Source organism: Actinomadura monticuli (assembly GCF_041463655.1).
Lineage (GTDB): Bacteria > Actinomycetota > Actinomycetes > Streptosporangiales > Streptosporangiaceae > Spirillospora > Spirillospora monticuli.
Map to the genome: position 1 here is coordinate 86,297 of NZ_JAXCEI010000022.1, position 26,719 is coordinate 113,015.

At 71.9% G+C, this 26,719-nt stretch carries 25 protein-coding genes; 18 read left to right on the forward strand and 7 right to left on the reverse strand.

The genetic code is table 11. The features are described from left to right. Positions 1–32: 32 nt before the first annotated feature. Positions 33–830 carry an HNH endonuclease family protein gene (locus SM611_RS33715; RefSeq protein ID WP_371954379.1) on the reverse strand — a complete coding sequence of 266 codons (798 nt, stop codon included), beginning with the start codon at positions 828–830 and terminating at the stop codon, positions 33–35. Positions 831–950: 120 nt separating this feature from the next. Here SM611_RS33715 and SM611_RS33720 point away from each other — a divergent pair, with 120 nt between their 5' ends. From SM611_RS33720 to SM611_RS33750, 7 genes are all read left to right on the forward strand, one after another. Next, the gene (locus tag SM611_RS33720) at positions 951–1,907 is read left to right on the forward strand and encodes a DUF389 domain-containing protein (RefSeq protein ID WP_371954380.1); all 957 of its coding nucleotides are present in this window, start codon (positions 951–953) and stop codon (positions 1,905–1,907) included. Positions 1,908–1,993: 86 nt separating this feature from the next. After that, entirely contained in the window at positions 1,994–2,971 is a 978-nt protein-coding gene (locus SM611_RS33725; protein ID WP_371954381.1) for an ABC transporter ATP-binding protein, read from the forward strand. Further along, positions 2,968–3,846 (forward strand): ABC transporter permease subunit, encoded by an 879-nt coding sequence (locus SM611_RS33730; RefSeq protein WP_371954382.1) that lies wholly within the window; start codon positions 2,968–2,970, stop codon positions 3,844–3,846. Before SM611_RS33725 ends, SM611_RS33730 begins: the two co-directional genes overlap by 4 nt. A gap of 131 nt (positions 3,847–3,977) precedes the next feature. Then, positions 3,978–4,916 carry an ABC transporter ATP-binding protein gene (locus SM611_RS33735; protein ID WP_371954383.1) on the forward strand — a complete coding sequence of 313 codons (939 nt, stop codon included), beginning with the start codon at positions 3,978–3,980 and terminating at the stop codon, positions 4,914–4,916. Then, the gene (locus tag SM611_RS33740; RefSeq protein ID WP_371954384.1) at positions 4,913–5,629 is read left to right on the forward strand and encodes an ABC transporter permease; all 717 of its coding nucleotides are present in this window, start codon (positions 4,913–4,915) and stop codon (positions 5,627–5,629) included. Before SM611_RS33735 ends, SM611_RS33740 begins: the two co-directional genes overlap by 4 nt. Before the next feature lie 245 nt (positions 5,630–5,874). Then, complete coding sequence (locus SM611_RS33745; protein ID WP_371954385.1) at positions 5,875–6,513, forward strand: DUF4328 domain-containing protein; 639 nt, start codon at positions 5,875–5,877, stop codon at positions 6,511–6,513. 95 nt (positions 6,514–6,608) lie between these two features. Further along, on the forward strand, positions 6,609–7,973 hold the full coding sequence (locus SM611_RS33750) for an alkaline phosphatase PhoX (protein ID WP_371954386.1): 1,365 nt from the start codon (positions 6,609–6,611) through the stop codon (positions 7,971–7,973). Positions 7,974–7,995: 22 nt separating this feature from the next. Here the strand turns inward: SM611_RS33750 and coaA are convergent, their stop codons facing one another. Further along, complete coding sequence (gene coaA / locus SM611_RS33755) at positions 7,996–8,937, reverse strand: type I pantothenate kinase (protein WP_371954387.1); 942 nt, start codon at positions 8,935–8,937, stop codon at positions 7,996–7,998. Between the two features lie 123 nt (positions 8,938–9,060). Between coaA and glmS the strand changes: the two genes are divergently transcribed. The 3 genes from glmS (at position 9,061) to SM611_RS33770 (ending at position 12,909) form a co-directional block, all read left to right on the forward strand. Then, positions 9,061–10,905: a glutamine--fructose-6-phosphate transaminase (isomerizing) gene (glmS, locus tag SM611_RS33760; RefSeq protein ID WP_371954388.1), complete on the forward strand. Its 1,845-nt coding sequence runs from the start codon at positions 9,061–9,063 to the stop codon at positions 10,903–10,905. A 78-nt stretch (positions 10,906–10,983) separates the two neighbouring features. Further along, a complete protein-coding gene (locus SM611_RS33765; protein ID WP_371954389.1) occupies positions 10,984–11,928 on the forward strand; it encodes an ABC transporter ATP-binding protein in 945 nt (314 codons plus the stop codon). 6 nt (positions 11,929–11,934) lie between these two features. Further along, complete coding sequence (locus tag SM611_RS33770) at positions 11,935–12,909, forward strand: ABC transporter permease (RefSeq protein ID WP_371954390.1); 975 nt, start codon at positions 11,935–11,937, stop codon at positions 12,907–12,909. A 163-nt stretch (positions 12,910–13,072) separates the two neighbouring features. On the opposite strand, the gene SM611_RS33775 is transcribed toward SM611_RS33770, so the two are convergent. From SM611_RS33775 to SM611_RS33785, 3 genes are all read right to left on the reverse strand, one after another. After that, on the reverse strand, positions 13,073–13,279 hold the full coding sequence (locus SM611_RS33775; protein ID WP_371954391.1) for a DUF397 domain-containing protein: 207 nt from the start codon (positions 13,277–13,279) through the stop codon (positions 13,073–13,075). A gap of 257 nt (positions 13,280–13,536) precedes the next feature. Next, positions 13,537–13,803, reverse strand: coding sequence for a DUF397 domain-containing protein (locus tag SM611_RS33780; RefSeq protein WP_371954392.1), 267 nt, complete (start codon positions 13,801–13,803; stop codon positions 13,537–13,539). Next, positions 13,800–14,660 carry a helix-turn-helix domain-containing protein gene (locus tag SM611_RS33785; protein ID WP_371954393.1) on the reverse strand — a complete coding sequence of 287 codons (861 nt, stop codon included), beginning with the start codon at positions 14,658–14,660 and terminating at the stop codon, positions 13,800–13,802. Before SM611_RS33785 ends, SM611_RS33780 begins: the two co-directional genes overlap by 4 nt. Before the next feature lie 225 nt (positions 14,661–14,885). On the opposite strand from SM611_RS33785, the gene SM611_RS33790 reads away from it, so the two are divergent. The 8 genes from SM611_RS33790 to tsaD all read left to right on the forward strand — a co-directional run bounded on the left by SM611_RS33790 (position 14,886) and on the right by tsaD (position 23,178). Continuing rightward, positions 14,886–16,385 (forward strand): NAD(P)H-hydrate dehydratase, encoded by a 1,500-nt coding sequence (locus tag SM611_RS33790; RefSeq protein WP_371954394.1) that lies wholly within the window; start codon positions 14,886–14,888, stop codon positions 16,383–16,385. Between the two features lie 289 nt (positions 16,386–16,674). Next, entirely contained in the window at positions 16,675–17,799 is a 1,125-nt protein-coding gene (alr, locus tag SM611_RS33795; RefSeq protein ID WP_371954395.1) for an alanine racemase, read from the forward strand. Positions 17,800–17,811: 12 nt separating this feature from the next. Continuing rightward, the gene (locus SM611_RS33800) at positions 17,812–18,879 is read left to right on the forward strand and encodes an alpha/beta fold hydrolase (RefSeq protein ID WP_371954396.1); all 1,068 of its coding nucleotides are present in this window, start codon (positions 17,812–17,814) and stop codon (positions 18,877–18,879) included. Between the two features lie 35 nt (positions 18,880–18,914). After that, a complete protein-coding gene (gene tsaE / locus SM611_RS33805) occupies positions 18,915–19,346 on the forward strand; it encodes a tRNA (adenosine(37)-N6)-threonylcarbamoyltransferase complex ATPase subunit type 1 TsaE (protein WP_371954405.1) in 432 nt (143 codons plus the stop codon). A 189-nt stretch (positions 19,347–19,535) separates the two neighbouring features. Continuing rightward, positions 19,536–20,828, forward strand: a complete 1,293-nt coding sequence (locus tag SM611_RS33810; protein ID WP_371954397.1) for a hypothetical protein — start codon at positions 19,536–19,538, stop codon at positions 20,826–20,828. 53 nt (positions 20,829–20,881) lie between these two features. After that, the gene (tsaB, locus tag SM611_RS33815; RefSeq protein ID WP_371954398.1) at positions 20,882–21,550 is read left to right on the forward strand and encodes a tRNA (adenosine(37)-N6)-threonylcarbamoyltransferase complex dimerization subunit type 1 TsaB; all 669 of its coding nucleotides are present in this window, start codon (positions 20,882–20,884) and stop codon (positions 21,548–21,550) included. After that, entirely contained in the window at positions 21,547–22,038 is a 492-nt protein-coding gene (rimI, locus tag SM611_RS33820; RefSeq protein WP_371954399.1) for a ribosomal protein S18-alanine N-acetyltransferase, read from the forward strand. The genes tsaB and rimI overlap by 4 nt, the downstream gene beginning before the upstream one ends. Positions 22,039–22,140: 102 nt before the next feature. Then, the gene (tsaD, locus tag SM611_RS33825) at positions 22,141–23,178 is read left to right on the forward strand and encodes a tRNA (adenosine(37)-N6)-threonylcarbamoyltransferase complex transferase subunit TsaD (RefSeq protein WP_371954400.1); all 1,038 of its coding nucleotides are present in this window, start codon (positions 22,141–22,143) and stop codon (positions 23,176–23,178) included. Between the two features lie 25 nt (positions 23,179–23,203). On the opposite strand, the gene SM611_RS33830 is transcribed toward tsaD, so the two are convergent. Next, positions 23,204–24,133 (reverse strand): phosphotransferase family protein, encoded by a 930-nt coding sequence (locus SM611_RS33830; RefSeq protein WP_371954401.1) that lies wholly within the window; start codon positions 24,131–24,133, stop codon positions 23,204–23,206. 189 nt (positions 24,134–24,322) lie between these two features. Continuing rightward, positions 24,323–25,972, reverse strand: coding sequence for an apolipoprotein A-IV repeat region-like domain-containing protein (locus SM611_RS33835; RefSeq protein WP_371954402.1), 1,650 nt, complete (start codon positions 25,970–25,972; stop codon positions 24,323–24,325). Between the last annotated feature and the right edge of the window lie 747 nt (positions 25,973–26,719).

Sequence of the window (26,719 nt, forward strand, 5' to 3'; positions counted from 1 at the left end):
GACCCCGCCGCCATCGGACGCGATCGCGGCGGTCAGCCGCCGCACAGGTCAAGCATGATCTTCTTGTCGGCGTCGGTGACCGGCAGATCGTACTTCAGCGCCACCTGCGCGAACCGGACGCCGTAAGAGCAGCGGATGCGCTTGTTCGGCGGCAGCCACGAGGCCGGGCCGGAGTCGCTCTTGGCCCCGTTGAGCGGGCCGTCCACCGGGATGAGGTTCAGCGGGTCGTTGGCGAGGGACTCGCGCTTGCCCTTCGGCCAGCGCGACGCGCCCATCTGCCAGCCGTACGACAGCGGGATCACGTGGTCGATCTGGACGGCGGCCGCGCGCGCCTTCTTCCACTCGATCGTCTTGCCGGAGTACGGGTCGTGCAGCGTGAGGGAGATGAGCACGCAGTCGGACCCGGACCGGTAGCGGAGCTTCTCGCCGTCGCGTTTCAGCAGGTCGTTGCGGGTGTCGCAGCCGTTGCGCGCGAAGGGGACGTCGGGCGCGTTGTCCATCCACGCGTAGCCGAACTCGTCGCGCTCGTAGCCGGTCTTCGGGCCGCGCCCCTTGGTGGCGACCTTGGCGATGAGCGTGCGCGCCTCCTTCCGGTCGCCGCCGGAGGTGATGGCGGCCAGGCCCGGCTTGGTGCCGTCCTCGTTGTCGAGCGGGCTGGCCGCGTCACCGTCGCTCTGGCCGGTCGCGGCGCCGCTGGGCGAGCCGGACGGGTCGGCGACGCTCAGACCCCCTTCGCAGCCGGACACCGCCAGCGGAACGGCGAGCGCGAGCGCCGCCGCGGCCAGGAGCCTCCGGCCCGGTTCCCGACGAGTCCGGTCACTGTGCGTCATACCGCCACCACCTGAGGTCGTTGTGGTTATTTCTCACCAAAAAGAACGCAAATAGTCGATCAAATCGCATGTCCTACCGTCCCGGCCACACGGGACCGCCGTTTGAGGCAGGATTGGCCGGTGCTGCATCTGAGAGCGATCGTCCCGGCGGACCGTACGGACGCGGTCTGCGCCGCGCTGGCGGAGTGCGCGGGCGCGACCAACGTCGTCGTGCTCGCGGGCGCCGCCCGGTCGCCGCGCGGCGACCTCGTGACCAGCGACATCGCGCGCGAGGCCGCCAACGAGGTGCTGGACGCCCTGCGCGGCCTGGGCGTCGACCGGGACGGCTCCATCGCGCTCGACAAGGTCGACCTGACGCTGTCGGAGACCGCCGAGGAGGCCAAGGAACGGGCGCCCGGGCACGGCGACGACGCCGTCGTCTGGGCGGAGCTCGACCGGCAGGTCAGCGAGGGGACGGCGCTGACCTGGTCGTTCGTCGCGTTCCTCGTGCTCGCCACGCAGCTCGCCGGGATCGCCGCGCTGATCGACTCGCCGGTGCTGGTGGTCGGCGCGATGGTGCTCGGGCCGGAGTTCGGCGCGATCGCCGCGATCTGCTACGGGCTCGTCCGGTGGCAGCCGTCGCACATCGTCCAGGCCGTCCGGGCGCTGGTCGTCGGGTTCACCGTCGCCATCGTGCTCACCTACGCATGCGCGCTGGTCAGCCGGTGGACAGGGGTGATCGAGCTGGACCGGCTGCCCGACGAACGCCCGCTCACCGCGTTCATCTACAGCCCGGATCGCTGGTCGTTCATCGTCGCGCTGCTCGCCGGCGGCGCCGGGGTGCTGTCGCTCACCGCGGGCAAGTCGTCCGCGCTGGTCGGGGTGTTCATCTCCGTCACGACCGTGCCCGCCGCCGGGAACCTCGCGGTCGCGCTGGCGCTCAAGCACGGCAGCGAGATCACCGGGTCGCTGCTCCAGCTCGCCGTCAACTTCGCCGGGATGATCATCGCGGGGACGCTGACGCTGCTCGTGCAGAAGGTGCTGTGGAGCGCCGTCCTCCGGCGGGGCGGACGTCCGGCCATCGGCCGGCGGACTTAGGTCGATGCGGCATCGGACGAAAGGCTGCCCCCGCATCGCCCTTTAGGGTGACGTGCGGCGCGGGGCCAGCCGCTAGGTTCGTCCGTATGCCGATAATCGCCACCCAGGGCCTGACGATGAGGTTCCCCCGGGTGACCGCCTTGGACGACCTCTCCGTGGCCGTCGAGCCGGGCGTCGTCGGGCTGGTCGGAGCCAACGGCGCCGGCAAGTCGACGCTCATCAAGATCCTGCTGGGGCTGCTGCCGCCGACGTCCGGCACCGCGACCGTGCTGGGGCTCGACATCGCGCGCGAGGGCCTGCGGATCCGGGAGAGCGTCGGGTTCATGCCCGAGTACGACTGCCTGCCGCCGGACGTGTCCGCCACCGAGTTCGTGGTGCACATGGCCCGGATGTCCGGGCTCCCCGCGACCGCCGCCCGCGAACGCGCCGCCGACACGCTCCGGCACGTCGGCCTGTACGAGGAGCGCTACCGTCCGATCGGCGGCTACTCCACCGGGATGCGCCAGCGGGTGAAGCTCGCGCAGGCCCTCGTCCACGACCCGAAGCTCGTGTTCCTGGACGAGCCCACCAACGGCCTCGATCCGGCCGGGCGCGACGAGATGCTCGACCTGATCCGCCGCATCGGCGCCGAGTTCGGGATCAGCGTCCTCGTCACCTCGCACCTGCTGGGCGAGCTGGAGCGGGTCTGCGACCACGTCGTCATCATCGACGGCGGGAAGCTGCTGCGGTCCCAGGCCGTCGCGGCGTACACGACCGCGAGCGGCGTGCTGACCGTCGAGGTCGACGAGGGACGGGACGTGCTCGGGCAGCACCTCTACGACCAGGGCGTGGCCGTCCACCCGGAGGGCCGGTTCCTCATCGTCGACATCGCCGGCGAGACGACCTACGACCTGATCCGCGACGGTGTCGCCGATCTCGGGCTGCGGCTGATCCGGATGGAGCAGCGCCGCCACCACATCGAGGAGGTCTTCCAGACCGGGCCGCCCGCGCCGCCCGCCCCCGCCGGGGCCGTCCAGCCCGGGACCGGGCAGCCGGGGACCGTGCAGCAGGGAGCGCCGCGATGAGCACGAGCACCATCCACGACATCGGCTACCGCCACTACGAGGGGCGCCGGAACGGCCGCGGGTACGTGCTGCGGTCCCTGTACGTGCACAACCTGCGGGCGGCGTTCGGGCTCGGACGTCCCGCGCGCGCCAAGGTCATGCCGTTCCTGCTGTCGGCGATCATGCTGCTGCCGGCCGCCGGGTCGGTCGCGGCGTTCGCGTTCAGCAAGGAGCCGGACGCGCTGATCCGCTACGCGTCCTACGCGAACATCATGCAGGTCATCGTGGCGATCTTCCTGGCCACGCAGGCGCCGGTGCTGGCCTCGCGGGAGGTCCGCTTCCACGTCATCCCGCTGTACTTCTCCCGCCCGGTCGACCATCTCGACTTCGTGCTCGCCAAGGCCGCCGCGCTGACGACCGCGCTGCTGGCGATGATGGCGGTGCCCGTCACCGTCCTGTACGTCGGCGGGCTGATCACCAAGATGCCCGACTCGGGCGAGCAGCTGCTGAGGTACCTCGGCGCGCTCGTCGGCTGCGTGCTGTTCGCGCTGGTGCTGGCGGCGATCGGGATGGTGGTCGCGGCGTTCACGCCGCGCCGCGGCTTCGGCGTCGCCGCCGTCATCGCCGTCTACATGATCAGCGCGGCGGTCGTCGGCGCGGTCCAGGGCATCGCCGAGGCGAACACGAACTTCACCGTCCAGGGCTGGGCGGGGCTGTTCACGCCGTTCAACCTGGTGGACATCGTGCAGGTCCGCCTGCTCGGCGCGCAGTCGTCCTCCGCCGGCATCGCGCCCGGCGTCACCGGCGGGCTCGTCGCGCTCGCCCTGTGCGCCCTCATCGTCGTCGGCTCGATCGCGGTCCTGTACCGCCGGTTCCGGAAGGCGGGGCTTTCATGAACGAGCGAAGCGAGCCGGGGGGTGTGGGGGGTCGTCCCCCCACGGGTGGTGCGTACGAGCGGAGCGAGCCGGGGGGTGTGGGGGGTCGTCCCCCCGCAGGTGGTGCGCATGAGCGAAGCGAACCTGAGGGCGTGGGGGGTCGTGCGCCCGCAGGGAAGCCGAGCGAGCTGGTCCTGGAGAACGTGTCCCGCTGGTACGGGAACGTCGTCGCCGTGAACGGCGTGTCGATGAGGGTCGGGCCGGGCGTGACCGGGCTCCTCGGCCCGAACGGCGCCGGCAAGTCGACGCTCATCCACATGATGGGCGGGTTCCTGGCGCCGTCGTCCGGCAGCGTCACGCTGAACGGCGAGCCGATCTGGCGGAATCCGGGCGCCTACCGCAGCCTCGGGCTCGTCCCCGAACGCGAGACGGCGTACGACTACCTCACCGGCGAGCAGTTCATCGTCGCGATGGCGAAGCTGCACAAGCTGCCCGACCCGTCCGCGGCGGCCCGCCGCGCCATCGGCCTCGTGGAGATGGACTACGCCGCGCAGCGCCCGATCGGCAACTACTCCAAGGGCATGAAGCAGCGCATCAAGATGGCGTCCGCGCTGGTGCACGACCCGCCCGTCCTGCTGCTGGACGAGCCGTTCAACGGCATGGACCCGCGGCAGCGGCTCCAGCTCATGGACCTCATCACCCGGATGGCCGCCGAGGGCCGCACGATCCTGTTCTCCTCGCACATCCTGGAGGAGGTCGAACGGCTCGCCAGCCACATCGAGGTGATCGTCGCGGGCCGGCACGCCGCGTCCGGCGACTTCCGCAAGATCCGGCGGCTGATGACCGACCGGCCGCACATCTTCCTCGTCCGCTCGTCCGACGACCGGCGGCTCGCCGCCTCGATCATCGCGGACGGCTCGGCCCGCAGCGTCCAGCTCACCGACAAGGGGGTGCGGATCGAGGCGGTGGACTTCCAGCGCTTCACCCTGCTGCTCCCGCAGGTCGCCCGCGACGCGGACGTGCGGCTCTGGGAGGTCTCCCCGGCGGACGAGTCCCTCGAAAGCGTCTTCTCCTACCTGGTGGCACGGTGAACACGACAATCGCGATGATCACGTTCCGCGGGATGCTCGGGCGCAAGCGCGCGCTGCTCCTGCTGGGGCTGCCGCTGATCATGCTGGCGCTGGCGGTGGTGCTGCGCGCGACCGGCAACGACGACCTGGACGTCTCCGCGGGCGTCCTGCAGCAGTTCGGGCTGGCGACGCTGCTGCCGCTGCTCGCGCTGATCGCCGGCACCGGGGTGATCGGGCCGGAGATCGACGACGGCCAGATCATGTACGTGCTGACGAAGCCGATCCGGCGCGAGGTGATCGTGCTGACGAAGCTCGCCGTGGCGATCGTGCTGGTGACGGCGTTCGCGACGGTCCCGACGCTGCTCGCGGGCCTCATCCTCACCGGGACGACGGCGCAGCTGACGCCCGCGTTCGCGATCGGCGTGCTGGTCGGCGGCGTCGCCTACAGCGCGGTGTTCGTCGCGCTCGCCGTCGCGAGCCGCAACGCCGTCACGATCGGGCTGCTGTACGCGCTGGTCTGGGAGTCGCTGCTCGGCAGCTTCGCGCCGGGCGCGAAGTCGGCGTCCGTCCAGCAGTGGTGCCTGTCGGTCACGGATGCGCTGACGGACGCGTCGCCGGTCACCTCGACCGTCGACCTGCCGCTCGCGATCACGCTGCTGGTCCTGGTCACGGCCGCGGGCACGCTGCTGGCGACCTTCCGCCTGCGCTCCCTCACCGTCGCCAGCGCCGACTAGCGCCTCGGCCGAGCTCGCCGTCCACCGGTCGGACCCGCCCGGGACGACGAACGGCGCCGCGGCCGGTCCGCGCCATCCGAACCAGAGCCGCGCGGCGAAGTGCCGCTGCGGGATCCGGTGGTGGCGGACATTTCCGATCACGCGGCGGCGGGTCGTCACGCTGTTGTGATCATCATGCGCTTCCGGGAGCGGCGGCATCGGCGGGATGATCAGGCGCCCGTCCCCCGAGCCGCGCTGGAGCAGAGATGGCCGAACCCTCGTACGCACCGCCCTACGTTCCGTTCGGCGCCGGGTTGGTCGAGCCGCCGCGCGTGGCGGCGGTCGTCGCGGTGACCGCGCTCGGCGCCAACGCCCTGGTGCTCAACGTCCTCGCCCTGCTGGCGACGATCAATCTGGTCCGCGACGGCGACGCCCTGTCGGCCGACGCACTGTCGCTCGCGACGCTCCTCGGGTTCCTACCGCTGATCGTCGCCGGAGTCGCCGTGATGGTGTGGCTGTGGGGGGCGCGCACCAACGCCGACGTGATCAACGAGCTGCCCGGCTCCTGGGCCCGGCCCTGGGTGGTCTTCGGCTGGATCCTGCCGATCATGAACTTCTTCGTGCCGCGCGCCATCGTCGGCGGCGTCTGGTACGCGAGCGCTCCGCACGGCCGGTCCGCCTGGCCGGTGAACGTGTGGTGGGCGGCCTGGCTCGTGTACCTGCTCGGCTCCCGGATCATGAGCCTGGACGACCACGGCGGCGTCCAGAGCGTCCTGTTCCCCGTCGTCTGCGAGGTCGGCGCCGTCGCGGCGCTGTTCGCGATGTTCATCGTCTGGCGGATCACCGGTTTCCAGGAGGAGCAGGCCGCCCGGCTGGACGAGGCGATGGCCGCGCCGCCCGCGTGACACGCCTGTGGAGGTGTGCCGTATCCCGCCGGTGTGACCCGTGTTACAACGGGCTGGAGGGTCTTTGATCGTTCCAGACCAGGGAGTGTGCACCCATGTCAGTCACGCGCCGTCGTCTCCTGGCGGGGACGGCCGCGGTGGGGGCGGGAATCGCCGTCACCGGTGACGTCGAGCAGTTGTTCGCCGGGAGCGCCGCCGCCGCGCCGGCCGGCCGCCATGACGGGTACGGACCGCTCGTGCCCGATCCGGACGGCCTGCTGGACCTGCCGCGCGGGTTCCGGTACACCGTCCTGTCCCGGGAGGGCGAGCCGCTGCGCTCGGGGGAGGGCCCGGTGCCGAGCCACTGCGACGGCATGTCCGCCTTCCCTGGACGCGGCCGGGCGTGGCTCGTCCGCAACCACGAGAACCGTCCGGACGCCGAGCACCGGGTACCGCCGGTCGAGGGCGTCACCTACGACCCCGCCGGCCTCGGCGGCTGCACCGCGCTGGAGGTCGACCACGCCGGGCGCGTGCGCACCGAGCGGGTCGCCATCGCCGGGACGGCCGTCAACTGCGCGGGCGGGCCCACACCGTGGCACACCTGGCTGACCTGCGAGGAGACCGAGGACGAGGCCGGAACCGGGAACTACACCAAGGACCACGGGTTCATCTTCGAGGTCGACCCGTACCGGCAGGACCGGACCGTCCCGGAGCCGCTGACCGCGATGGGACGGTTCCAGCACGAGGCGATCGCCGTCGACCCGTGCGACGGCACCGTCTACGAGACCGAGGACGCGTTCGAGAAGCCGTTCGGGCTGTTCTACCGCTTCCTGCCGAAGAATCCGCGCGGCGGCTTCGGCAGCCTGCGGGCCGGCGGGCGGCTGGAGGCGCTGCACGTCCCGGACGTCCCGGACCTGTCGGTCGTGCAGGAACCCGGCACCGTGTTCCGTGACGTGGAGTGGAAGGAGGTCCCCGATCCGCTCGCGAAACAGACCGCGATCCGGTTCCAGGACTTCGGCCCCGGCGGCGTCACGCACGCCCAGAAGCTGGAGGGCTGCTACTGGGGCGGCGACCGCGTCTACTTCGTGTCGAGCTTCGCCAAGACGGCGGACGGTTCGCGCGCCGACCACTTCGGGCAGGTGTGGTCGTACGAGCCGCGGAACCGCCGACTCACCCTCGTCATCGTGTTCGGCCCCGGCACGGACGTCCAGAAACCGGGCGAGTCGCCCGACAACATCTGCCTGGCGCCGCAGGGCGGGCTGATGGTGTGCGAGGACGGTGGCGGCGCGCAGTACGTGTTCGGCGTGTCCCGCCGCCGGACGGTCTACGCGATGGCGCGCAACAGGCAGAACATCGGTACCGAGGACGAGCCGGAGTGGGGCGAGTTCGCCGGGGTCACGTTCTCCCCGGACGGGCGGACCATGTTCGTCAACGTCTACACGCCGGGCACGACGTTCGCCGTCACCGGCCCCTGGCGGTAGGCGGCCCGGCAGAGCGGCCCTCTCAGATCCGGCGCAGCCGCACCCGCTGGACGGCGTGCTCGCGGTCCTTGTGCAAGACGAGCGTGGCGCGCGCGCGTGTCGGCAGGATGTTGGACACGAGGTTGATCTCGTTGACGTCCCGCCACACGCGCTGCGCGAACGCGGCCGTCTCGTCCTCGTCCAGCTCGTGCGCGTACTTGTGGAAGTAGGAGCGCGGGTCGGTGAACGCGGTGCGGCGCAGCGCGAACAGCCGGTCGATGTACCACTGCCGGATGTCCTCGACCCGCGCGTCCACGTAGATGGAGAAGTCGAAGAAGTCGGACACACCGAGGGTGCCGGTCGGCGGGGGCTGTAGCACGTTCAGCCCCTCGACGATCAGGATGTCGGGCCGTCGGACGGTCTGCGCCGCGTCCGGCACGATGTCGTACTCCAGGTGCGAGTACACCGGGATGGCCACCTCCGCCGCGCCCGCCTTGATCTCCGAGACGAACCGGACGAGGGCGCGCCGGTCGTAGGACTCGGGGAACCCCTTCCGGTCCATGAGGCCGCGCTCGGACAGCACGGCGTTCGGGTACAGGAAGCTGTCGGTCGTCACCAGCTCCACGCTCGGATGCTCCGGCCAGCGGGCCAGCAGCGTGCGCAGCAGCCGGGACGTCGTCGATTTGCCGACCGCGACGCTGCCCGCCACGCCGATGATGAACGGGGTGGACGGCACCTCGCCGCCGAGGAACCCGCTGACGGTGTCGCGCAGCCGCCAGTCGCCGAGGAAGAACAGGTTCAGCAGCCGGGACAGTGGCAGGTAGACCTCCTCGACCTCGGTGATGTCGATCGGGTCCTTCAGACCGCGCAGGGCGTCCAGCTCACCGGGCGTGAGCGGCAGCGGCGTGCTCTCGCGCAGGCCGCGCCAGGCGCCGCGGGAGAGTTCCACATAGGGGCTCGGCACGCTGTCCCATCCGCTCGTCATGGCTGAACACTAACCGGGCAGGTCAGCCGCTTACCGGGTTTTCACCGCCGGTTCACGCTAGCGGAGCCCCGCTACGCCTCCTGCGGGTGGGCCCTGGCCAGGACACCGAATAGAGTTGCCGCCATGTGCGGAATCGTGGGGTACGTAGGCGGCCGGCCGGCGCTCGACGTGGTCGTCGAGGGGCTGGCCAGGCTGGAGTACCGCGGCTACGACTCGGCCGGAGTGGCCGTGCTGGCCGACGGGAAGCTGGCGACGGCGAAGCGCGCGGGCAAGCTCGCGAACCTGCGGGGGGCGCTGGAGGAGGAGCCGCCGCCCGCCGGCACGCTCGGTATGGGGCACACCCGGTGGGCCACGCACGGCCCGCCGAACGACCGCAACGCGCACCCGCACGTCGACTGCACCGGCTCCGTCGCGGTGATCCACAACGGGATCATCGAGAACTTCGCCGAGCTGCGCGCCGAGCTGGAGGAGGGCGGGCACGGCCTCGCGTCCGACACCGACACCGAGGCCGTCGCGCACCTGTTGGAGGACGAGCTGAAGGCGGGCGGCGACCTCGCCGACGCCATGCGCCGCGTCTGCCGCCGGCTGGACGGCGCGTTCACGCTGGTCGCCGTGCACACCGGCGACCCCGACCTCGTCGTCGGGGCGCGCCGCAACTCGCCGCTCGTCGTCGGCGTCGGGGACGGCGAGAACTTCCTCGCCAGCGACGTCGCCGCGTTCATCGCGCACACCCGCGACGCGATCGAGCTGGGCCAGGACCAGGTCGTCGAGCTGCGCGCCGGCGGCGTCGCCGTCACCGACTTCGACGGGCGCCCCGCCGAGGTGAAGGAGTACCACGTCGACTGGGACGTGTCCGCCGCCGAGAAGGGCGGCTACGACTACTTCATGCTCAAGGAGATCGCCGAGCAGCCGCGCGCCGTCGCTGACACGCTGCTCGGCCGGATCGGCGCCGATGGGCGGCTGCACCTGGACGAGATGCGCATCTCCGACCAGGAGCTGCGCGAGGTCGACAAGATCATCATCGTGGCGTGCGGGACGTCCTACCACGCGGGCATGATCGCCAAGTACGCGATCGAGCACTGGGCCGGGCTGCCCTGCGAGGTCGAGCTGGCCAGCGAGTTCCGCTACCGCGACCCGATCCTGTCGCCGTCGACGCTGGTCATCGCGATCTCCCAGTCGGGCGAGACGATGGACGCGCTGATGGCCGTCCGGCACGCCCGCGAGCAGAAGGCCAAGCTGCTCGGCATCTGCAACGTCAACGGGTCCACGCTGCCGCGCGAGTGCGACGGCGTCCTCTACACGCACGCCGGGCCTGAGATCGCGGTCGCGTCGACGAAGGCGTTCCTCACCCAGCTCGTCGCCGTGTACCTGATCGCGCTGTACCTGGCGCAGGTGCGGGGCACCAAGTGGGGCGACGAGGTGTTCGCCATGGTGCAGCTCCTCGAGCGGATGCCGGAGAAGGTCGACAAGGTCCTGGAGACCATGGAGCCGGTCCGCGAGCTCGCCCGGTCGCTGTCGGACGAGCACTGCGTGCTGTTCCTCGGCCGCCACGTCGGCTTCCCGGTGGCGCTGGAGGGCGCGCTCAAGCTGAAGGAACTCGCCTACATGCACGCCGAGGGCTTCGCCGCCGGCGAGCTGAAGCACGGGCCGATCGCGCTCATCGAGGAGAACCTGCCGGTCGTCGTGGTGGTGCCGCCGCGCGCGCGGGACGTCCTGCACGACAAGATCGTGTCGAACATCCAGGAGATCCGGGCCCGCGGCGCCCGGACGATCGTCATCGCCGAGGAGGGCGACGAGTCGGTCGAGCCGTACGCGGACACGCTGATCAGCGTCCCGCCCGTCCCGACGCTGCTCCAGCCGCTCGTCACGACCGTCCCGCTCCAGGTGTTCGCGTGCGAGTTGGCGACCGCCAAGGGGCACGACGTCGACCAGCCCCGCAACCTCGCCAAGTCCGTCACCGTGGAGTAGGCCCGGCATTCCCGGAACCCGCCGGTTCCGGGTCGCGTCTCAGGAGGATCGAGACCGGCCCGGCGGCGGAGGTGGCGGGTGCCAGGACAGGGCGATGCCGGCGTCGAGGCGCGCGGGATCACGCGCCGGTTCGGACCGGTGGAGGCGCTCAGCGGCCTCGACATCACCGTTCCGTACGGGCAGGTCACGGCGCTCGTCGGCGCCAACGGCGCGGGCAAGACGACGCTGCTGCTGATCCTCGCGACGCTGCTCGCGCCCGACACGGGCACGGTGCGGATCGCGGGGCACGACGCGCTGGCCCGCCCCGCCGAGGCCCGCGACTCGCTCGGCTGGATGCCGGACACGTTCGGCGTGTACGACCAGCTCACGGTGGACGAGTACCTCACGTTCTTCGCCGACGCCTACGGGCTGCCGAACGACGAGCGCGCGCGGCGGGTCAAGGCGCTGCTCAGCCTCGTCCACCTGGAGGACCGCATCGGGCGGCCCGTGCACGCCCTGTCGCGCGGGCAGAAGCAGCGGCTCGGGATGGCGCGCGCCCTCGTGCACCGGCCCCGCGTCCTGCTGCTGGACGAGCCCGCCTCCGGCCTCGACCCGCGCTCGCGCGTCGAGCTGCGCGACCTGCTGCGCTCGCTGGCGGCGGACGGCGTCGCGGTGCTCGTGTCCAGCCACATCCTCAGCGAGCTGGAGGAGATCGCCGACCGGGTCGTCCTCGTCGACCACGGCCGCACGGTCGGCGACCACGCGATGGCGGAGCTCGCCGGCGCGTCGTCCCGCGTCCGGTGGCGGATCCGCTCGCTCGACCCGGAACGGCTGGCCGCGGCGCTGGCCGGCGCGCTGGACGGGCTGCCGTGGCTGGAGGCCACCGATCTGCCGGGCGGCGCCGAGGTCGGCCCGCTCACCGAGGCCGAGGCCGCGGGGCTGCTGGCCGAACTGGTCAAGGCGGGGGTGCCCGTCACCGGGCTCGCCCCCGCCGGCAGCGCACTCGAATCGGCCTACCTGGCGATGACCGAGACCCGGAGGTGACCGGCCATGACCGCGCGCGGAATCGGCCTGGTGGCACGGCAGGAGATCAGGACCCGGCTGCGGACCGGCCGCTGGAAGGCGCTGCTCGCGGCCTGGTTCCTGACCGTCAACGGGCTCGGCCTGCTGTTCCGGCTGGCGCTGGAGGCCGGCGACGACTCGGCCGACGACCGGCCCGGCATCCCCATGTTCGGGGGCGTGCTGCTCGGCGTGCTGGTGCTGATGCTGCTCGTCACCCCCGCGCTCAGCGGCCAGTCGATCAACGGTGACCGGGAGCGCGGGACGCTCGCCACGCTGCAGGTCACCCGGCTCACCCCCGGCGAGATCGCGCTCGGCAAGCTCGCCGCCGCGTGGGGGACGGGCCTGGTCACCCTCCTGCTGACGCTGCCGGTCCTGCTGCTCCCGGTCGCCGAGGGCGTGATCAGCCCGATCCGGGCGCAGGCCGTCCTCCTCGTCACGGGCCTGCTCATCGGCGTGGTCTGCGCGATCTCCCAGGCGTGGTCGGCGGTCCTGGCCCGCAGCATCACCTCGGTGCTGATGTCCTACATCACGGTGTTCGTCCTGCTGGCAGGGACGCCGGTGGTGTACGGGATCGCCCTCCAGATGACCGGCGAGCACCGGCCCACCACGTACGGCGGCGGCTACACCGTCGAGCACAGCGAACGCGTCTGGTGGCTGCTGGCGCCGAACCCGGTCGTCGTGCTCGCCGACGCGGCGCCGCGGCTGCCCGAGACCGAGATCGTCGTCGGCGACGAGGTGATCCGCCGGTCGCCGTCGTCCGATCCGCTCGGCGAGCTCAGCCGCAGCATGCGCGACATCCGCCAGGGCGAGCGGACGTCCGCGGCGCACGCGCACGGCGAGGCGGCCGTGTGGCCGTGGGGCCTGGCCTTCGACCTGGCCCTCGCGGCGGGCGCCGTCGTCCTCACCGCCTCCCGGCTGCGGACGCCCCTTTACCGGGTGCCGAGGGGCGTCCGGGTGGCATGATGAGCGCGTCCCGCTGATCACCTCGGTTGAAAAGCACGCGGGCAGAGCACGTTCTGCGCGAAAATGTTCAACGGGCCCTGGAACAACAGGCGTTCCCTATCGTTGGATGCAATTCTCCGGCTCGCTGAAATTCTCAACCAAGATGCAAGTTGCAGAGTGCCTTTCAGGGGCGGTCGTAACGGCCGTCCCGAACGTGCTCGGTGAACCTGCGCCATTCACCGGGACCGAACGCGAGGGTCGCCGCGGTGTCCTCGGTGTCGCGCACGGATATCGCCCCGTCGCCGCGCCGGGCGACCTCGACGCAGCCGTTGCTGGCACCGCATCGGGTGCTCCTTCGCCACTGGTCGGGCGGTGTCGCATGGAAACTCATTCCGGCTCCCTGCATCGAAAGTTGCATTGAACGCGGCCGCGCTGCCGGTGCATCAAGCACACGGTAACAAGATCGCAAAAAACGCCTGATCACGAACGGGTGGCGCGGTACCCGTGTGACAGGCGCGGCGAGGTAGGTCGGGAGTTTCCGGTGGGGTGGCCACGAGCCGGGTCTGAGGTGGACCCGGCCCGTCCGGCGTGCCGTCCGCCCGCCCTCGTGAGGCGGCGGAGCGGGCTCAGCGGCGCTTCAGCGCCGCCTCATCGGCCCAGGTCGAATTCGCCCTTCTTGGCTCGTTCGAGGAAGTCGCGCCACTCTCCGTGCGAGAACGACAGGACCGGGCTCTGCGTACCGTGCTTGGCGTCGCGCGCCCCAATGGAAAGGGACGAATCGACCAGTGCGGCGATTTCGACGCACGTGTTGCTCGCCCCGCAGTGGGCGCTTCTCCTCCAGTGCGGAGCAGGAGTGGCGAAAGGGGACACTCGGTGCCTTTCACAAGGATTGAGCCCCTTAGCGGACCCCGTCACCAGGCGTCTTTGGCCGCGGCGATGCGGCGCCGCGATTCCTCGGCGTCCAGCGCCTGGCCGGCCAGGCTCGAATAGGCGAGGCTGTACATATAGGTGACAGCCTCCTCCGCGAAGTGGCTGATTGTCAGGGATTCGACGTGCACGATATCAGGGAAAACGATGTCATGCACAGGTGAGAATTCCAGAAGGATAAACGATTCAGCCAACACCGAGTGTGCGATACCCAAGGGCAGGATCTGCACGGTCACGTTCGGCGACTCGGTCATCCGGTACAGATGTTCGAGCTGCTCGCGCATCACCTTCTGGTCGCCGATCAGGCGCTGCAGAACCGCCTCGTCCAGCACCGCCGACAGTTCCAGCGGGCGCGGGCCCTCCAGCAGCGCGCGGCGGCGCATTCGCACTTCGAGGCGGCGTTCCAGTTCCTGCGGGGGCAGCGTGGCCAGGTCGCTCCAGCCGCCGATCACGTGCCGCGCGTAGTTCTCCGTCTGCAGCAGCCCGGGAAAGACGGTGCTGCCCCATTCCCTGGCGGCCGTGGCCTCGGACTCCAGGGCGATGAAATCGGCGAGCGGGCTCGGCAGGTCGCGGTACTCCTCCCACCAGCCGCGCTGGGCGGCGTCGTGCGCGAGGGACACGAGGTCCGCGTGCCGGGGGCCGTCGACGTCGTACAGCTCCAGCATCCGCCGCACGTCGCCGATCTTCGCGCCGGTGCGCGCGTTCTCGATCCGGCTGACCTTGGCGGTGGACCAGGAGAGCCGCTCGGCGACCTCGTCTCCGGTGAGACCCCTGCGCTCGCGCAGCCGCCGGAGCTCGGCGGCCAGCCGGCGCTGCCGGACGGAGGGACCTCGGGAAGTGCTCATTGCTCGGGCCTCTCCAGTCCCGGCGGACTGATCAGGGCGCATTCTGCCGCACCGGGGTGCGGGAGTGCGAATACATCGGAGCGGATGAGGAAGATTCTACGGCCGATGATTCTTTTGCGCACATGACACTGAAACTTGCAGCGCAAGGTACAAAGGCGCCGGTGCGGGGTTGCGGAGCGCATTCCCGTGGCACGCTAAGTGTGTGATCGACTGGGGGAGCGGGCGATGAGGTACGCGCACGAGGTCGGCAAGGTCCGGGCGGCCGAACGGGCCCTGATGGCCCGACTCCCCGACGGCGCCCTCATGCAGCGCGCCGCCGCCGGCCTCGCCTCGGTCTGCGCCCGCGTCCTGCCCGCCGTGTACGGATCACGCGTCGTCCTCCTGGTCGGCGGCGGCGACAACGGCGGCGACGCCCTCTACGCCGGCGCCCGCCTGGCCCGGCGGGGCGCCCGGGTCCACGCCGTCCAGGCCGGCTCCAAGATCCACGCCGATGGCCTCGCGGCCCTCCTCGCCGCCGGCGGACGCCTCCGCACCGACGGCGCGGAGGCGGCCATCGCCGGCGCCGACCTGATCATCGACGGCCTCACCGGCATCGGCGGCACCGGCGGCCTCCGCGACCCGCACGCCCGCTACGCCGTCCTGGCCTCCGAGTCGTCCGCCCTCGTCGTCGCCTGCGACGTGCCGAGCGGGGTGGACGCGAGCACCGGCCGGGTCGAGGGCGCCGCCGTCCACGCCGACATCACCGTCACGTTCGGAACGCACAAGCCGGGCCTTCTCATCGATCCCGGAGCGTCCTGCTGCGGAGTGGTCGAACTCGTCGACATCGGGCTCGGCCCCGACCTGCCCGACCCGGACGTCGTCGCCGCGCGACCGTCCGACCTCGAGCCGCCCGAGCCGGGCCCCGAGTCCGACAAGTACCGGCGAGGCGTCGTCGGCATCCTCGCGGGCGGCGACGAGTTCACCGGCGCGGCCGTCCTGTGCACCGGCGGCGCCGTGCACGGCGGGGCCGGCATGGTCCGCTTCGCCTCCGTCGCGCACCCGGTCGAACTCGTCCGGCACCGCTGGCCCGAGGCCGTCACCACGGTGATCGAGCCTGGCCGCCACGACGCCACGGTCCTCGAACGCATCGGACGCGTCCAGGCGTGGGTCGCCGGCCCCGGCCTCGGGACGGGCGACGCCGCGGAGTCCCTCCTCGAAGCCGTGCTGACCACCGACCTGCCCGTCCTGGTGGACGCCGACGGCCTCACCGTCTTGGCCCGCCGCCGCGACCTGCTGCGCCGCGCCGCCCCGACCCTCCTGACACCCCATGCGGGCGAACTCTCCCGCCTGATCTCGGCCGACCGCGCCGAGATCGAGGCCGCCCGCCTCGACCACGTCCGCCGCGCCGCCGCCGAACTCTCGGCGACCGTCCTGCTCAAGGGCTCGACGACCCTGATCGCGGAAGCCGACCGCCCCGTCCGCGTCAACCCGACCGGCACCCCCCGCCTGGCGACGGCCGGCACCGGCGACGTCCTCTCCGGCCTGATCGGCGCCCTCCTGGCCGCCGGCATGCCCGCCATCGACGCGGCCGCGACCGGCGCCTACCTGCACGGACTGGCCGCCCGCCTGGCCTCGGCCCCTGCCCCCGGCGCCGAATCCCCGATCAGCGCCTACGACGTCATTGAGGCCCTCCCCGCCGCCTTCCGCGCCATCACCCACCAGGTAACCGCGGGCGGACCGTCCTAGCACCGACCGCGCAACAACCTCATACAGGCGCAATTCCCACAGCCCTCGGTATCACCACCTGCCAAGGAACCGCGACCATGCGACCAGCTCATGGCGATCGTCCCTAAGCTGGACTGGCAACGACCTCAACGTCGCGATCGCGTGCGAAGCCAGGTTCGAGCGAGCGAGAACCTGATCGCGCAGCGAGCCGCCAGGCGAGCCGAAGCGATGCAGCGATCGCCGCTTCGCCCGTTGAAGGAAGGCGCGCCAGCGCCTGACGCCGAGGGCGAGGCAATAAGAAGGGCTGGTCATGAGGGTTCCTGCGGAGGCGCGCGTCGATCTCGGTGCCATCGGCGACAACGTCGGGCTGCTGCGCGAGCGTGCGCGGGGGGCCGAGGTCATGGCCATGGTGAAGGCCGAGGCGTACGGGCACGGGCTGGTCGAGGCCGCGCGGGCCGCGCTCGCCGGGGGCGCGTCGTGGCTGGGGGTGGCGAAGCTCGCGGAGGCGCTGCGGCTGCGGGACGCGGGCCTCACCGTCCGGACGCTGGTGTGCCTCGGCGTGCCCGGCGAGCCGTACGAGGAGGCCGTCGCCCGCGACGTCGACCTCACGGTGGGGGCGGTCTGGATGCTGGACGAGGTGGTCCGCGCGGCGGAGCGGGCCGGGCGGCAGGCGCGGGTGCACCTCAAGGCCGACACCGGCATGTCGCGCGGCGGCGCGTCCGGCGCGGACTGGGAGGCGCTGGTCGGCGCGGCGCTGAAGGCGGAGGCCGCCGGGCAGGTCCGGGTCGCCGGGGTGATGTCGCACTTCGCCTGCGCGGACGAGCCCGGCCATCCGTCGATCGCGGCGCAGCTCGGCGCGTTCACCGACATGGTCGCGCACGCGGAGAAGGCGGGGGCGCGGTTCGAGGTGCGGCACCTGGCGAACTCGGCGGCCGCGCTGACCCTGCCGGAGGCGCGGTTCGACCTCGTCCGGCCCGGGATCGCGACCTACGGGCTCACCCCGGTGCCGGCGCTCGGGACGTTCGGGCTGCGCCCCGCGATGACGCTGGTGGCGGACGCGGCGCTGGTCAAGCGTGTCCCGGCAGGTCGCGGAGTGTCGTACGGTCACACGTACACCACGCGAGCGGCCACCACCCTGGCCGTCGTGCCCGTCGGGTACGGCGACGGCATCCCCAGGCACGGGTCCAACGTCCTGGAAGTCCTCGCGGGGGGACGCCGCCGGACGATCGCCGGGCGGGTCTGCATGGACCAGTTCGTCATCGACCTCGGCGACGACCGGCTGTCGGCGGGTGACGAGATCATCCTGTTCGGGCCGGGCGACCACGGCGAGCCGACCGCGCAGGAGTGGGCGGACGCACTGGGCACGATCTCCTATGAGATCGTCACCCGCATCGGGTCCCGGGTGCCGAGGGCGTATCCGGGACGGGCGCTGTAGAGGGGCGCGCGCATGGACGGCAAGAGCAGGCGCAGGATCGGCATCACCGCCGCGGGCATCGGCGCGGCGGGCGTGGGCGCGGCCGTCGGGCTGCGGCATTTCGCCGTCGGCCGGGTGCGGCTGCGGCCGGATCCGGACGCCGGCGAGCCGTTCGGCGGGCTGCGCGGCCGGGAGCTGACCGTCGAGGCCGACGACGGCGTCCCGCTGCACGTGGAGATCGACGGCCCCGACGACGCCGGCCTCACCATCGTGTTCTGCCACGGCTACACCCTCAACCAGGACTCGTGGCACTACCAGCGCCGCGACCTGCAGGGCGAGCTGCGCATGGTGTTCTGGGACCAGCGCAGCCACGGCCGGTCGGGGCGCAGCGCCCCCACGCACGCGACCATCGACCAGACCGGCGACGACCTGTACGCCGTCCTGAAGGCGACGGTCGGCCCGGACGAGCCCGTCGTGCTGGTCGGGCACTCCATGGGCGGAATGTCGATCATGGCGCTGGCCGAGCGGCATCCGGAGCTGTTCGGCCGGCAGGTGGTGGGCGTCGCGCTGGTCAACACGTCCTGCGGCGACCTGGCGGAGATGACGCTGGGACTGCCGCTGGTGCTGGCCAAGGTCGTCCGGCCGCTGGCGCCCGGGACGCTGCGCGGCCTCGGCCGCCGCGTCGACCTGGTGGAGCGGGCCCGCGGGCTGGGCGCCGACCTCGCGTTCGTCGTCACCCGGAAGATGGCGTTCGCCGACAAGTACGTCAGCCCGTCCGTCGTCGACTTCCTGGAGCAGATGATCAGGGCGACGCCGATCGACGTGATCGCGGAGTTCTATCCGTCGCTGATAGGCCATGACAAGGCCGCCTGCCTCGGCGTCCTCGGCTCGGTGCCGGCCCTGGTGGTCGCCGGCGGCCGGGACCGGCTGACCCCGGCCGAGCACGCGCGCCGCATGGCCGCGGACCTGCCGGGCGCGGAACTGGTGGAGGTGGAGGTGGCCGGGCACGTCCTGCCGCTGGAGTACCCGGGGGTGGTGACCGGCGGGCTGCGGCGGCTGATCGCCCGGGTCCGGCCCGAGTACGAGGAGCGCACCGCGTGAACACGATCACCGTGACCGTCCCGACCGCGGCGGACATGCACGAGCTGGGGCTGCGCCTCGCCGGGCTGCTGCGGGCGGGCGACCTGCTCGTGATGACGGGACACCTCGGCGCGGGCAAGACGACGCTCACCCAGGGGATCGGCGAGGGACTGAAGGTGCGGGGGCCGATCACCTCGCCGACGTTCGTGATCGCGCGGGTGCACCCGTCGCTGGCGGGCGGGCCGTCGCTGGTCCATGTGGACGCATACCGGCTGGGCGGTTTCGCCGAGTTGGACGATCTCGATCTGGACGCGTCGATCGCCGAATCGGTGACGATCGTGGAATGGGGCGAAGGGCTCGCTGAGGGCCTCGCGGAGGACCGTCTGGAACTGATCATTTCGCGCGGGGACGGGCCCGGCGAGGAACGTGAAGTAAGGATCGTCGGGGTCGGTCATCGCTGGTCCGACCTGGATCTCGGCGCTGTGTGAGGGCCTGCGGGCAACTTCTCCGGTTTTTGCCAACCGGGATGGACCACTTTACGGCTACATGTCGTACTCTTTGCCGGAACGAACCTCCCCTATGCGGCATATCGATTTCCTCGGGAGTGGGAACCGGTGAGTGGTAGCCATCGCAGCGGTAGTGACCGCGACAGCTACCGCGGTTCGGGCGGTGGCCAGGTGCCAGGCGGCGGTTACCGGCCGGACGGCGGTGGATACGGCACGGGCGGCCGGGATTCCGGGCCGTACCAGGGCCAGGACGCCGGCCGTGCCGCGGGGACCGGCGGCTATCCGACCGGCGGCTATCCGACGGGCGGCTATCCGACGGGGGGTCAGCCGACCGGCGGCTATCCGACCGGCGGGTACCCGTCCGGTCAATCAGGTAGCGGCTCCTACCAGAGGGACAGCGGCCCCTATCCGGGTGAGTCCGGCCAGTACGGCCGGGATTCCGGGCAGTACGGGCGTGAGGCCGCGGCCCAGTACGGCCGCGAGAGCGGCCAGTACGGGAGGGACTCCGGCCAGTACGGAAGCGAGTCGGGCCAGTACGGGCGTGAGAGCGGCCAGTACGGGCGCGAGTCGAGCCCGTACCGGGCCGGCAGCGGCCCCTACCAGCGCGAGACGGGCCCCTACGAGGCCGGCAGCGGCGGTTACGGGTCCGACACCGGCGGATACCGCGCCGCGGGCGGCGGCCGCCGGACCGACAGCGGAGGCTACCGAACCGACAGCGGCGGTTACCGCTCGGGCAGCGGCGGTTACCGCACCGGCAGCCACCGGGTCGCGCGCGACGACCGCGGCGGACGGCGCTGGGCCGCCATCCTCGGGGGCGTCGTCGCGGCCGCCGCCGTCTGCGTGCTCGCGGTGGTCGTCATCCTGAGCGGCGTCGGCTCGGGCGGCGACAAGGAGGGCGGCCAGGTCGTCGGCAGCGGGGCCGCCGACAGTTCCCCGACGGCGAAGGGCGAGCGCTCCCTCGTCCCCGACTCCTGCACGATCGTCGGCCAGGACCTCATCGACCGGCTGGCGCCGGGCTCCGAGCGGACCCAGGCCGACAACTACCAGAGCAGCGAGCGGCAGAACCAGTGCGTGTGGGGCGCCTACGCGGGCGACACCAAGCGGCAGCTCACCGTCGAGCTCCGCGCGATCGAGGGCAGCGCCGAGCAGACCCCCACGGACGCCGCGACGAAGACGTTCACGGCCGAGCGCACCGCCGACGAGTCCGGCAAGGCGCTGCTGCCCGGCCAGAAGCTCACCGACAAGTTCCGCCTTGAGGGCGTCGGCGACGACGGCTACATCGTCTACAGCGTCGACAAGGGGCAGGGGGCGGGCGAGGCGGTCGGCAACGTCCGGCTCGCGAACGTCCTCATCACGATCCACTACTCGGGCTCCAACGACGGGGACCCGCTGTCGTCCAAGTCGGCCACCGACGGCGCCGGCGAGGTCGCCAAGACCGTGATCCAGGCCCTCAGCCAGGCCTGAGCGGCGCGGAGCCGAACCACCGCCGCCCGTCCCGACCGGTAGGCTTACAACCCGTGCTGGTCTTGGCTTTCGATACCGCGACCGCCGCGATCACCGTGGCGCTGTACGAGTGGACCCCGGGTGAGGGCGCCGTGCCGCGCGGCGTGGCCGAGGCCGTCGACGGGCGCAGGCATACCGAGCTGCTCACACCGTCCATCGCGCAGGTGATGGCCGAGGCGGGAGCCGCGCCGGACAACCTGAGCGCGATCGCCGTCGGCGTCGGGCCCGGACCGTACACGGGACTGCGCGTCGGGCTCGTCACCGCCCGTGCCATGGGGGAGGCCCTGAGCATCCCCGTGCACGGTGCCTGCACGCTGGACATCATCGCCTGGGCCACCGGCAGGGACGAGCCGTTCGTGGTCGCCACCGACGCCCGCCGCAAAGAGGTCTTCTGGGCCCGGTACGACTCCGCCCGCGCGCGCGCCACCGAGCCCGCCGTCGGCCCGCCGTCGGACGTCCCGGAAGGGCTGCCCGTCGTCGGCGAGGGCGGCGCCCTCTACCCGGACGTCCTCGGCGACTCGGGCCACGAGCCCCTGCTGCCGGCCGCCGGCGCCCTCGCGGAGCTGACCGTCGCCCGCCTGGCCGGCCTCAAGGTGCCCGCGCTCCTCCCGCCGGAGCCGCTCTACCTGCGCAGACCGGACGCGAAGGAACCGGGCCCGCGCAAGAAGGTGACTCCGGCATGACCGGCGTCGTCCTGCGGCCCATGACGGAGGCCGACCTGCCGGCCGTCCACCGGCTGGAGCGGCTCCTGTTCCCCGAGGACGCCTGGAGCGAGGAGATGCTCCGCGGCGAGCTGGCCGACCAGCCGCGCACCCGGCACTACGTCGTCGCGGAGGAACCCGGCGGCGAGATCGTCGGCTACGCGGGCCTGGCCGCGGCGGGCGGGCAGGCCGACGTGCAGACCATCGGGGTGCGCGCCGACCGGCGCAAGAGCGGCGTCGGCGCGGCGCTGCTCACCGAACTGCTGGACGAGGCCGTCCGCCGCAGCAGCGAGGCGGTGTTCCTGGAGGTCCGCGCCGACAACGACGCCGCCCACCGCCTCTACGAGCGGTTCGGCTTCATCAGGGTCGGCCTCCGCAAGCGCTACTACCAGCCCTCGAACGTGGACGCGATCGTCATGAGCCGCCCGCTCCGGTCCCGTCCGCCCATGGGCTTCAACAGGACTGAGTGAGCCGGAGGGGCGCGCCGTCGTCTGGACTGAGGAGCGAGGAACGAGCGACGAGGGAGGACGGCGGCAGGAAGCGCCCCGGAGGCGAACGGGAGACAGGGAGACATGATGATTCGGGACGAGCCGCTGGTGCTCGGGATCGAGACCTCGTGCGACGAGACCGGGGTCGGGATCGTGCGGGGGCACACGCTGCTGGCGGACGCGATCGCCTCCAGCGTCGACCAGCACGCCCGATTCGGCGGCGTCGTGCCGGAGGTCGCCTCGCGCGCGCACCTGGAGGCGATGACGCCGACGGTCGAGCGCGCCCTCGCGGACGCCGGCGTCACCCTGGCCGACGTGGACGCGTTCGCCGTCACGGCCGGCCCCGGCCTGCCGGGCGCGCTGATGGTCGGCGTCGCCGCCGCCAAGGCGTACGCGCTGTCGCTCGGCAAGCCGCTGTACGGCGTCAACCACCTGGCCGCGCACGTGTGCGTCGACCAGCTCGAACACGGCGCGCTGCCCAAGCCGTGCGTGGCGCTGCTGGTGTCGGGCGGGCACTCCTCGATCCTGCTCGTCCCGGACGTGGCGGGCGACGTCCGCTCGCTCGGCAGCACGGTGGACGACGCGGCCGGCGAGGCGTTCGACAAGGTCGCGCGCGTCCTCGACCTGGGCTTCCCCGGCGGCCCCGTCATCGACCGCATGGCCCGCGAGGGCGACCCCGCCGCGATCGCGTTCCCGCGCGGAAAGTACAACGACGGCACCTACGACTTCTCGTTCTCCGGCCTGAAGACGGCGGTGGCCCGCTGGGTCGAGGCGAAGGAGCGCGCCGGCGAGCCCGTCCCGGTCGCGGACGTGTCGGCGTCCTTCCAGGAGGCCGTGGTGGACGTCCTGACGCAGAAGGCGCTGAAGGTCTGCGCGGACAACGGCGTCCACGACCTGCTGATCGGCGGCGGCGTCGCGGCGAACTCCCGGCTGCGCGCCCTGGCCGCGGAACGCTGCGAGGCGGCGGGCGTGCGCCTGCGCGTCCCGCGCCCGAAACTGTGCACCGACAACGGCGCGATGGTCGCCGCCCTGGGCTCCGAACTGGTCGCGTCCGGCATAGCCCCTTCCGACCTGCAACTACCGGCCGACTCCAGCCTCCCCATAGAAACCATCACCCTCTGACCGCCACGCCCGCGGCGTCAGCCCATCAGCACTCTGCCAGAAGGTTGGCGAGGTAGTCCTCGAAGAGGGGGACCTTGGCTTCGTCCATGGTGTGGTCGTCGGTTTCGGGGAGCAGGTCGAGGAGGCAGCGGACGTCCCAGTACGGGTCGTGGACGTGACCGCCGGACACCTGGTCGAAGGCGGACAGGAAGCGGTCGGCGACGGACGGGCCGTAGCGCAGGGCCAGGCCGCGGCGCATGCAGGCGATGTCGATGGCGACGGGCCCGGACGAGGTGTCCGACCAGTCGACGACGCCGGTGAGCTTGCCGTAGGACCACAGCGTGTTGTCGGCGTGGTAGTCGCGGTGGATGAAGCGGGCGGGCGCCTCGGGGGCCGGCCGGACGGCGACCTCGAAGGCGCGTTCCCACAGGGCGGGGCGGAGCGCGTGCTTGGGCGGGCACCGCACGTCGAGGCGGTTGTGCGGGACGTACGGGGGCATCGTGGACACCCCGTTCAGCGCGTGCACGGCCAGCAGGGCGGCGGCCAGCTGGATGAGGTATTCGGGCAGGTCGTCGGGGGACGGCCGGGGCGGGTGGCCGGGGAGCCGGGTGATGAGCAGCGCGGGGACGTCGCAGTAGGCGCCGGCGGGGTCGGCGGCGACGAGGGCCGGGGTGGGGATCTCGCATCCGGCGAGCAGGGCGAGCGCGGCGATCTCGCGTTCGGGGGAGAAGTCGGCGCCGCCGCGGCCGTCGCCCGGCCGGGCCGTCCAGCGGCGCAGGACGAGCCGGTGGGCGCTGCCCGAGCCGCTCTCGACGAGGAGGGCGTGGTTGGCGTGCGAGGTCCCGCCGGCGAGGGGCCGCACCATGCGCACCTCGGCGCCTTTGCCGAGGCACTCCTCGACCCAGCGCAGGGTGGGGTGGCCGGGCGGGGCGCCGGTCGGCAGGCAGGGAGCCGGTGTGCGAGTCACCTGATCCATGAAAACGGATTCCGAAGGGTATGGGGAGTGATTTTGCGAAGACGGAACGTAACAAAATGCACGTCAGTGGGCGGCTCAGCGGAGCATCTTCGGTCGTCGTGGTCCTTTGCCGGACAAACACCGCGGATTCCGTCGGGTATGCGAATGCGTCCCGGGCGGGGCAGGCGGGCCCCGCCCGGGACGACGGGGTCAGTCCTTGGGTTCGCGGCGGGGGCGCAGCAGGGCCTCGGCCAGCGCGAGCATCGTCTCCTCCAGCGTGGACAGCCGCTTCAGCACGTCCTCGTGCACCGCGTTGACCTGCTTGGAGACGTCCTCGTGGACGCCGTCGACCTTCCGGCCGACCTCGTCCTCGACGTGCAGGAAGCGTTTGGCGAACTCGGCCTGCGCGGCGTCGGCGCGCCGCCCGGCCTCGTCCTGCATGCTCTCCACGCGCCGCGCGAACTCGGCGTGGACGCCGCCGACCTGCCGCGCGACGTCCTCCTGCATGTTGCCGACCTGCTTGGCGACGTCGTCGTGGATGGTGCCGACCTGGCGGGTGACGTCCTCGTGGATGTCGCCGATCCGCTTGCCGAAGTCGTCGTGGACGCCGCTGACCTGCCGCGCCACCTCGCTGTGCACGGACTCGACCTGCTTGGCGACGTCGGCGTGCACCGACTCGACGCGGCGGGCGACGAGGTCGACCTGCGCGGTGAACTCCTCCAGCGCGCCGTCGACCCGCTTGGCGACCTCCTCGTGGATGTTCTCGATGCGCTTGCGGACGTCGTCGTGGACGTCCTCGAACCGGCGGGAGAACTCGTCCATGCGCTTGGCGACGTCGCTGTAGGCCGTCTCGGCGATCTGCGACATGGTCGCCTTGACCTCGTCGCGGTCCGGCCGGGCGCGCAGCTCCTCGATCAGCGGGTCGACCGCCTCGGCGAGGTGCTTCTCCAGCGCGTCGAACCGGTCGCCGTACTCGGCCGCGGGACGTTCCGCGAGGTCGCGCAGGGTGCGGTGCAGCTCGGCGATCTCCAGCGTGGCGGGCAGCCGGCCGATCCGCTCGCCGACCCCGTCGATGCGGCCGTCGAGGCTCTCGAACCGCCCGTCCAGGCCCTCCAGCTTGCCGGACAGCCCTTCGAGCCGGCCGTCGACGCCGTCCAGGCGCCCGTCCAGGCCGTCGAGCCGGCCGCCGACGCCCTCGACCCGGCCGTTGACCGCCTCAAGCCCCTGCTCCATCCGCTCGGCCATCTCGCCGAGCGCCTGGTCGACCCGCGCCGTGACCCCGTTGATCGAGTGTTCGAGCCGCTCGGACCGGTGGCCCAGCTCGGCGAGCGACTTGTCGAGGCGGTTGAAGCGGACGGACGCGGCCTCCATGCTGCCCTGGAGCTTGTCCAGCCGCTTGGTCATCTCGTCCATGCGCTGCGACGCCTGCCGCGTGGCGTCGGTGATGTGCTGCGCCGAGTCGAGGACGGCCTGGATGCGGGTCAGGCCCTCGTCGACGTTCTCGGCGACGACGCCGACGTCGGCCCACAGCGCGGGCAACTCGGCGACGGGCTTGACCCGCTCGCCGAACGACTCGATGTGCTCGGCCAGTCCTTCGGCCCATTCCGGGGGCTTGCCGGACAGTTCGTCGACCTGCCCGCGGACGCTCTCGATCTGCCCGGTCAGCCCGGTGAGCTCCCGTTCGCGGACCTCGCGGAGCAGCCACTCCATGCCTTCCAGCCGCTGCCGAATCTCGTCCAGGACCTGACCCTGTGAGCGCTGTTCATAGACGTGGTCCTGCGCCGCACGGGCGAGCAACTCCCGCATCCGATCCGAGACCGGTTGACCCCCCGTCTGCAGGAAGTTGTGATTCGTTTCCACCCGATGCTCCTTCGTGTGCCGGCGCGACGAAATGACGCACGGCAAATGAATCTGTGAGATGGCCACTGTAGTGCGTGTGCGGGGCCGCTAAAACGGGTAGCAGAGAAGATTGCGAGTTCTGCGGAATGCGCCTGTTATCCCGCTGGGGTGAATAGCGAGAGATGGTCGGGCGCGGAACGGTTTTCCGGTTTGCGGCAATCGTGATCATTATGGTGATGGGCGGGGGAGCGGGACGGTGTCGTGTCCGTACATCTCGTCCAACATCGGCAGTTCCCGAACCGGGCCCGGCGGTGGACGGCCCGCGCGCATTCGCCGCGGCGCGCCGTCGCCGGACGGATGCCGACCCCATTTCGGAGGGTATTCCGCACTGCCGAAGTCCCGGCCGATGAACCTGCCTTGGTGTTTTCCGGTGCGCGGGTCCCGGCCCGCCGATTCGAGGCCCGCGCCGCGCCCTTGCCGGGCGCCCGCAATCCCCTGGTGAACGCGATGCCGGAAAACGCCGATGATTTGCACGGCCGTGGCGCGTCGCCCGGCCCCGCTTGGCGTTGCCCGTCCCGGCGGAAGATCTTTGGGCACGGTTGACGGCCGCCCGCCGCGCCGGGCGGGTCAGGCGCCGGGACGGGACGGGTCAGACATCCCTGGAGGTTGGGATGTCAAGCGGCGAGGTCGTGGTGGTGGTGTGACCAGGCGGTTGCCTGGTCGTAGGGGGTTTGGGTTTTGAGGCAGCCGTGGAGGATGCCGACGAGG

Coding starts and splice junctions, on each gene's coding strand:
- SM611_RS33715 (WP_371954379.1), bottom strand. CDS start 830: ATGACGCACAGTGACCGGACTCGTCGGGAACCGGGCCGGAGGCTCCTG.
- SM611_RS33725 (WP_371954381.1), top strand. CDS start 1,994: ATGCCGATAATCGCCACCCAGGGCCTGACGATGAGGTTCCCCCGGGTG.
- SM611_RS33730 (WP_371954382.1), top strand. CDS start 2,968: ATGAGCACGAGCACCATCCACGACATCGGCTACCGCCACTACGAGGGG.
- SM611_RS33745 (WP_371954385.1), top strand. CDS start 5,875: ATGGCCGAACCCTCGTACGCACCGCCCTACGTTCCGTTCGGCGCCGGG.
- SM611_RS33750 (WP_371954386.1), top strand. CDS start 6,609: ATGTCAGTCACGCGCCGTCGTCTCCTGGCGGGGACGGCCGCGGTGGGG.
- coaA (WP_371954387.1), bottom strand. CDS start 8,937: ATGACGAGCGGATGGGACAGCGTGCCGAGCCCCTATGTGGAACTCTCC.
- glmS (WP_371954388.1), top strand. CDS start 9,061: ATGTGCGGAATCGTGGGGTACGTAGGCGGCCGGCCGGCGCTCGACGTG.
- SM611_RS33770 (WP_371954390.1), top strand. CDS start 11,935: ATGACCGCGCGCGGAATCGGCCTGGTGGCACGGCAGGAGATCAGGACC.
- SM611_RS33775 (WP_371954391.1), bottom strand. CDS start 13,279: ATGAGTTTCCATGCGACACCGCCCGACCAGTGGCGAAGGAGCACCCGA.
- SM611_RS33785 (WP_371954393.1), bottom strand. CDS start 14,660: ATGAGCACTTCCCGAGGTCCCTCCGTCCGGCAGCGCCGGCTGGCCGCC.
- SM611_RS33790 (WP_371954394.1), top strand. CDS start 14,886: ATGAGGTACGCGCACGAGGTCGGCAAGGTCCGGGCGGCCGAACGGGCC.
- alr (WP_371954395.1), top strand. CDS start 16,675: ATGAGGGTTCCTGCGGAGGCGCGCGTCGATCTCGGTGCCATCGGCGAC.
- SM611_RS33800 (WP_371954396.1), top strand. CDS start 17,812: ATGGACGGCAAGAGCAGGCGCAGGATCGGCATCACCGCCGCGGGCATC.
- tsaE (WP_371954405.1), top strand. CDS start 18,915: ATGCACGAGCTGGGGCTGCGCCTCGCCGGGCTGCTGCGGGCGGGCGAC.
- rimI (WP_371954399.1), top strand. CDS start 21,547: ATGACCGGCGTCGTCCTGCGGCCCATGACGGAGGCCGACCTGCCGGCC.
- tsaD (WP_371954400.1), top strand. CDS start 22,141: ATGATGATTCGGGACGAGCCGCTGGTGCTCGGGATCGAGACCTCGTGC.
- SM611_RS33830 (WP_371954401.1), bottom strand. CDS start 24,133: ATGGATCAGGTGACTCGCACACCGGCTCCCTGCCTGCCGACCGGCGCC.